At 60.6% G+C, this 6754-nt stretch carries 6 protein-coding genes; 2 read left to right on the top strand and 4 right to left on the bottom strand.

The genetic code is table 11. The features are described 5' to 3' along the window. Together FHJ80_RS12930 and FHJ80_RS12925 are read left to right on the top strand one after the other, a co-directional pair. A partial coding sequence (locus FHJ80_RS12930) for an electron transfer flavoprotein subunit alpha/FixB family protein (RefSeq protein ID WP_139527722.1) occupies window positions 1–874 on the top strand: 874 nt, incomplete at its 5' end. 247 nt (window positions 875–1121) lie between these two features. Beyond that, complete coding sequence (locus tag FHJ80_RS12925; RefSeq protein WP_139527720.1) at window positions 1122–2081, top strand: nitronate monooxygenase family protein; 960 nt, start codon at window positions 1122–1124, stop codon at window positions 2079–2081. Here the strand turns inward: FHJ80_RS12925 and FHJ80_RS12920 are convergent. Genes FHJ80_RS12920 through FHJ80_RS12905 form a run of 4 tightly spaced genes read right to left on the bottom strand, consistent with a single transcriptional unit; the run spans window position 2063 to window position 6619 of the window. After that, window positions 2063–2842, bottom strand: coding sequence for an enoyl-CoA hydratase/isomerase family protein (locus FHJ80_RS12920; protein ID WP_139527718.1), 780 nt, complete (start codon window positions 2840–2842; stop codon window positions 2063–2065). The two genes, FHJ80_RS12925 and FHJ80_RS12920, sit on opposite strands and share 19 nt — an antisense overlap. Window positions 2843–2852: 10 nt before the next feature. Next, on the bottom strand, window positions 2853–3971 hold the full coding sequence (locus FHJ80_RS12915; protein ID WP_139527716.1) for an acyl-CoA dehydrogenase family protein: 1119 nt from the start codon (window positions 3969–3971) through the stop codon (window positions 2853–2855). A gap of 9 nt (window positions 3972–3980) precedes the next feature. Then, window positions 3981–5174 (bottom strand): acyl-CoA dehydrogenase family protein, encoded by a 1194-nt coding sequence (locus tag FHJ80_RS12910; RefSeq protein WP_139527714.1) that lies wholly within the window; start codon window positions 5172–5174, stop codon window positions 3981–3983. Continuing rightward, window positions 5171–6619 (bottom strand): enoyl-CoA hydratase/isomerase family protein, encoded by a 1449-nt coding sequence (locus tag FHJ80_RS12905; protein ID WP_139527713.1) that lies wholly within the window; start codon window positions 6617–6619, stop codon window positions 5171–5173. Before FHJ80_RS12905 ends, FHJ80_RS12910 begins: the two co-directional genes overlap by 4 nt. Window positions 6620–6754 lie beyond the last annotated feature (135 nt).

Raw genomic sequence — 6754 nt, 5'->3', positions numbered from 1 at the left:
CGCCCATGTCGTCGCAGCGGCCCAAGCCATCGGCGGCGACATCGACGTGCTGGTGGCCGGTGAAGGCGTCCAGGCCGCCGCCGACGCGGCCGCCCAGCTCGACGGCGTCAACAAAGTACGCGTGGCGGACAACGCCGTGTACGCCCACCAGCTGGCCGAGCCCATGGGCGCGCTGCTGGTGGAGCTGGCGGGCGACTATACCCATGTACTGGCCAGCGCCTCCACCACGGGTAAGAACGTCCTGCCGCGCCTAGCGGCGCTGAAAGACGTCAGCCAGCTATCGGACGTGATTGGTGTCGACAGCGCCGATACTTTCCTGCGTCCGATCTACGCCGGTAACGCCATCGCCACGGTGAAAAGCGACGACGCGCTGAAAGTCATCACCGTGCGCACGACAGCGTTCGATGCGGTGGGCAGCGGCGGAAGCGCCACGGTAGAAGCGGTGGACGTGGTCGTCGACAACACCCAATCGCGCTTCGTCAAGCAAGAGCTGGCGCAGAGCGACCGCCCCGAACTCGGCGGTGCCAAGGTGGTGATCTCCGGCGGTCGCGGCATGGGCAACGGCGAGAACTTCAAACTGCTCGACGGCATTGCCGACAAGCTGGGCGCGGCCATCGGTGCGTCACGCGCGGCGGTGGATGCTGGCTTCGTACCCAACGACATGCAGGTGGGCCAGACCGGCAAGATCGTCGCGCCTGAGCTTTATATTGCGGTGGGTATATCCGGTGCGATTCAGCACCTGGCGGGCATGAAAGACTCCAAGGTGATCGTCGCGATCAACAAAGACGACGAAGCGCCGATCTTCCAAGTGGCCGATTACGGTCTGGTAGGAGATCTGTTCGAGATCCTGCCGGAGCTGGAAAGCAAGCTGTAAGTTTAGGAGGCTGTCCGGAATAGCCCTAGGCGGGGGCGCTGTAAACCCGTCCATGGGCGCTACTTTCGCCATCTGACCGCCATGGATGGTGGGAATGCCGGAAAAGTTGGGAACATTTTTTCGGCCATGGCGAAAGACCCCCGCTACGGGCTGTTCCGGCCAAGCCAACTATTTTGGCCATGCTTTAAAACCCCTTTTTTGGGGTTTTCACGCTGATGGGCTTACAAACAATGATAATGAGCCACGTATGCTAACCCAACTGACTGCCTCCATGACGCTGCCGGTGATCGGCTCTCCCATGTTTATCGTTTCTGGCCCTGAGCTGGTGATTGCCCAGTGTCAGTCGGGCATTATTGGCGCGTTTCCTGCGCTGAACGCCAGGCCTGCGGAAGTGCTTCGGGAGTGGCTGCAGCAGATCACCGAGACGCTGGACGACTATAACGCTCAGCACCCGCAACAACCCGCCGCACCGTTTGCGGTGAACCAGATCGTGCACCCGACCAATGACCGCCTCGAGCACGATATAGCGCTATGCGCTGAGTTCAAGGTGCCTCTGATCATTACCAGCCTGCATGCGCCCAACCGGGTGGTCGAGCAAGTGCACGCTTATGGCGGCCTGGTGTTTCATGACGTGACCACGATCAGGCACGCCAAAAAAGCCATCGATGCCGGGGTAGATGGGCTGATTTTGGTCTGCCATGGGGCAGGCGGCCATGCGGGGCGGCTCAACCCCTTCGCCTTTGTGGCGGAGGTTAGGCAGTTTTACGATGGCCCGCTGGTGCTTGCCGGAGCGATTACCAAAGGCGAGCAGATCGTCGCCGCTCAGGCCCTGGGCGCGGACATGGTGTATATGGGCACACGTTTCATTGCCACCCAGGAAGCCAATGCCCAGCCGGCTTACAAGCAGATGGTATTGGAAGCCGCCGCGGGGGATATCGTCTACACCAATCTATTTACCGGCGTGCACGGTAACTACCTACGCCAAAGCATCGAGCTGGCCGGGCTGGACCCAGAGGCACTGCCTGAGGGTGACAAAAACGCCATGCGCTATGGATCAGGCGGCAGCAGCAAAGCCAAAGCGTGGCGGGATATTTGGGGCGCCGGGCAGGGAGTAGGGGGCATTACCACACTGAATAGCGTGGCCGATGAAGTGGCCACGCTGCGCGCTGATTATCAGCAGGCACTCAATCATTTACGGCGGCGTTGACGAAAAGCGGCCAAGCGGGTGTGAAAATCATCGGTGGCCTTACATGCATCCTGCAGCTCGCCTTCAAGCGTGATGGTTTCGTCGAGCGATAGGTTCCCCGCTTGCCGCATGGCCCGTTTCGTTGCCCCCAGCGCTTGGGGGGATTGCGCCACCAGCGCCTGTGCCAGCGTGCGGGCTTCGGCTAGCACCTGATCATCTTCCACTGCTCGGTTAGCCAGGCCCAGCGCCACGCAGCGCTCGGCATCTATTGGGGTAGCTAGCACCGCCATCTCAAACGCTTGGGCGTGGCCCAGCTTGCGCACCAAATGCCAGCACGCACCGCCATCGGGAATCAAACCGATATTGATAAAGGCCAGCTTTAAGTAAGCCGAGCGGCCCATGACTACCATGTCACTGGCCAACACGTAGGAAACACCAATCCCCGCAGCGGCACCGCTGACCGCCGCAATCACGGGTTTTTCCATCGTCATCATGCTGCGCAGTGCTGGAAGAAAAAGGGTGGCTAACCGTTCGCTGGCGGGCGCAGTAGTGGCCTTCTCGAATTCCGCTACATCGGCACCGGCACAAAAGGCGCTGCCTTCACCGCTGAGAATCACACAGCGCACTTGCGGGTCAGCCGCCACGTTGGCTAATGCCTCATTCAGCGCCAGGGCCGTGGGCTCGTTGAGAGCATTGCGCACCGCTGGGCGCGCAATGGTCACTTCCGCGATACCCTCCTCGGTCGTATCAACGCGTACGAGTGATGCTGCTTCACTTTGCATGCGCTGCTCCTTAAGCGGCGTCGAGCCGTTCGCTCACCGTCTCAAGGTGATAGTCGCTGTCGCCCAGGTAGTGATCGAACATCACCAGATGTTTGGCGTAGTGGGCTACATAGCACTCGTCGGTCATGCCCATCCCGCCATGCAGCTGGATGGCCTGTTCGGCGATAAAGCGCGCGGACTCGCCGCAGTACGCCTTGGCCGCGGCGATTTTATAGTCCCGCTCGTCAGAAGGCAGCGTGAGGCTGGTGGCGGCGAGAATCGCCATGGAGCGCGACTGCTCTAGGTGCAGGTGCATATCCACCATGCGGTGCTGCAGTGACTGGAACGTGGCCAGCGGCAGGCCAAACTGCTTGCGTTCTTTCAAGTAAGCCAACGTTTGGTCGCAGGCGGTTTCCATGGCACCGATGGCCTGGGCACACAGCGCGGCGCGGCCTAGCGCCAGCACCGCTGCCAGCGCGTCACCTGCGTCTTCGCTTAAGCAGTTCTCTAGCGGCAGCGTCACGTTATTCAGCGTCAGGTCACCGGCGTGCTGATCATCCATAGTGCGATAGGTGCGTACCGTGGTGCCTTGGGTATTGGCAGGCACGATGAACAGCCCGATCTTGCCGCTGGGCAGTTGGGCGTTGACCAGCGTGGCGGTGGCATTGTCTAGGTTGATGACCACATCTTTACACCCGTTAAGCTGCCACTGGCCCTCTTGCTGGCTCGCCTGGGTCGATATATCGAAGGCATCATAGCGGGCGTTTTGCTCTTGCCAAGCAAAAGCGAGCTGGTGGTCGCCTTCCAACAGCGGAGCCAGCCAGCGCTCCTGCTGCGTGGGGTTGGCACATAGGGCGAGTAACTGACCGGGCATAACGAGGCCAAACAGGTAGGCTTCGGGCACCAAGCCGCGCCCTAGCGCCTGCATGATGATCATCAGGTCGGTGCCGTCGCCGCCTAGTCCGCCCACATCTTCGCTAAACGGCATGTGCAGCAGGCCCAGCTCGGCAAAGGTGCGCCACAGCTGGCTGGCACCTTCGACGGGTGTTTCCAGCATGGCACGGCGCTGCTCGGGGGTGACCTGGTCGGCCACCAAGCGTGTCAGTGTCTCTTCGAGCATGCGCTGCTCGTCGGTGAGTGCAAAATCCATGGTGACTCCCTACATTCCTAAAATGGTTTTAGCGACGATGCTTTTCTGAATTTCGTTAGCACCGCCATAAATCGATAGCTTGCGACGGTTAAAGTACTGAGCGCTGGCGGCAGCACTTTGGGCGTCGTTGTCATCTAGCGACTCGTCGCCATGGAGAAACTCAGGGAAGAACGGCAGGGCGGCAGGGCCAAGTGCGCGGCGAGTAAGTTCGCTGATCTCCTGGCGCAGTTCCGAGCCGCGCACTTTCAACAGCGAGCTTTCCGCCCCAGGAACGCCGCCATCCCGTGCGGCGGCAATCACGCGCAGGTTAGTCACTTCCAGCGCCATCAGCTCAAGCTCGGCTTTCACCACCCGCTGGCGAAAGCTGGGTAGCGATAGAAGCGGTTTACCGCGATGCTGCACACGGGTGGCGAGCGACTTCAAATGACGCAGCGCCTGCTTGGCGTGACCAAGCCCGGCAATTCCGGTGCGCTCGTGGGTGAGCAAGAACTTGGCGCAGGTCCAGCCCTGGCCCTCTTCACCGACGCGGTTTTCTAATGGCACGCGGACATTGTCGAGAAACACCTCGTTGACTTCGTGGGCGCCGTCGAGGGTGATAATGGGGCGCACGGTGATGCCGGGGCTCTGCATATCGATCAGCAAAAAGCTGATGCCCGCCTGTTTTTTGGCGTGGGGGTCGGTGCGTACCAGGCAGAACATCATGTTGGCGTGCTGGCCCAGGGTGGTCCAGGTTTTCTGGCCATTGACGATGTAGTGGTCGCCATCACGCACGGCGCGGGTGGATAAACCGGCCAGATCCGAGCCGGCGCCGGGTTCGGAGTAGCCCTGGCACCACCAATCCTGGTTATTAAGAATTCGCGGCAGGTAGTGCCGTTGCTGCTCGACGCTGCCGAATTTCATGATCACCGGCGCGACCATATTGACGCCAAAGGGCACCACGGTAGGGGCGTGGGCGGCTGCGCACTCTTCGTCGAAGATATGCCGCTGCACCGGCCCCCAGCCAGGGCCGCCGTGCTCAACAGGCCAGTTGGCCGCAAGCCATCCTTGATCGCTGAGAATATTCTGCCAGCGGATGTGGTCATCGGCGCGGAGATGCTGCCCTAGGCGAACGCGCTCACGGATGTCGCTCGGCAGAGACTCGGCTAAAAATCGGCGAACTTCCTCGCGGAATGCCTGCTCTTCGGGGCTAAACATCAGGTTCATGAGTGTGGATCCTCGGAAGGCGTCTTTTTGTGAGTCGGTGAAGGGGATGGCAGGGTGGCTTGGCGGTGCGGCCCACCCAAATGGCGTGGGTAGCCCAACGCTTCCACCGCCAGCAGATCGATATCGCTCTCGCGGTAGCAGGCCCCCAGCTGCGCCAGCGTCAGGCTCGCCTGTTCCATGGCTGACTGAGCATCGTTGGCAAAGGCTTGCTCGGTGGCGTGATAGAGCGTGCTCAGCACGCTGTGACACTGAGTCACCACCACGTTGGCCCGCAGGGCTTTGAGCGTTAAGGCCACCCGCTGCTGATCGGCTGCGTTGGCAACGTGATTGACCAACTCATGGAAAGGGCCGCGGTCGGCAAGCACTAAGCTGAGAGGCGATGTTGAGGCATTTGTGGTAAGTAGCTGCAGCGCTACGGTGACCGCTTGAGAAGGGCAGGCGTTTGCGTCTTCGCCAGGGGCGAGCAGGCATAGTTCGGTGCTGGCGTCTGGCGTGTGAGTCAGCGTGAGCTCAGAGCGCTGGGCCGCTTTCAGGAGCGTGTCGAACAGCGGATGCTCACCGATGAGGGCGATACGCGTAAAGGGCTCAGCGTTGTCGACGCCGGGCACCACATGGGGATTCCTGGCGGCAAAAAACAGGTGAATCAGCCCTGCGCGCTGCGGAGAATCCATGCAAGCCAGAAATAGCTCACGCTCGCGACGCAAACCCTCTTCCAGCGACGCGGCTTTGGTGCAGGCGTTAACGGCTTCTACAATGCGAAACGGAGAGAACAGTGCCGGCACGCTGGTTTCAAGCTGCTCTCGCATGGTAGCAATGGCCTGGGGGTTGGCTTCTGGGGAGGGTAACTGCCCGGTAATGCGCGCCTGCCGTTGTCCTGTGAGGATCGCTTGGGCCGCTGCCAAACCTGCCTCCAGCGGCGTTTGGGCATCGCTGATGGCATCGATGATGCCGAGATCCCGGGCTTCAGCGGCTTCCACAAACCGCCCGCTGGTGATGATCTCCAAGGCGTTTTCTACACCTACCAAACGGGGCAGCCGCTGGGTACCGCCCGCGCCAGGCAGCAAGCCCAGCTTCACTTCCGGTAAACCCACGCGGGTGCCAGCCAGCGCAACACGGTAGTGGCAGCCCAGTGCCACTTCCAAGCCGCCACCCAGCGCGGTGCCGTGTAACGATGCGATGAGTGGTTTGGGGCAGGCTTCTAATTGCGTAATGACATCCGGTAACAGCGGTGCTTGGGGTGGCTTGCCAAACTCGCGTATATCGGCCCCGGCGATAAAGGTACGCCCCTCTGCCATCACCACCAGTGCTTTGGCCTGTTGGTCTGCGATGCCCTCTTTCAATGCGCTAAGCAATCCGCTTCGCACTGCTTGGCCCAAAGCGTTGACCGGCGGGTTCGCGATACTGATGACGCCGACCTCGCCGTGTCGCTGATAGTGAACACTCATAGTGGCTCCCATGTTTCGCTATGTGAAATTTAAGGTTGTTATTTGGAATCCAGTGATCATGGCGAAAGAGGCCGTTGGAGTCAATAATGCAAAACATGATTTTGCATTGCGAAATAAAAAGCGAAAGAAAAGGCC

It is taken from the genome of Halomonas sp. BL6, assembly GCF_006228115.1.
GTDB classification, from domain to species: Bacteria; Pseudomonadota; Gammaproteobacteria; order Pseudomonadales; family Halomonadaceae; genus Vreelandella; species Vreelandella piezotolerans.
This window is presented reverse-complemented; position numbering and strand designations above follow the sequence as displayed.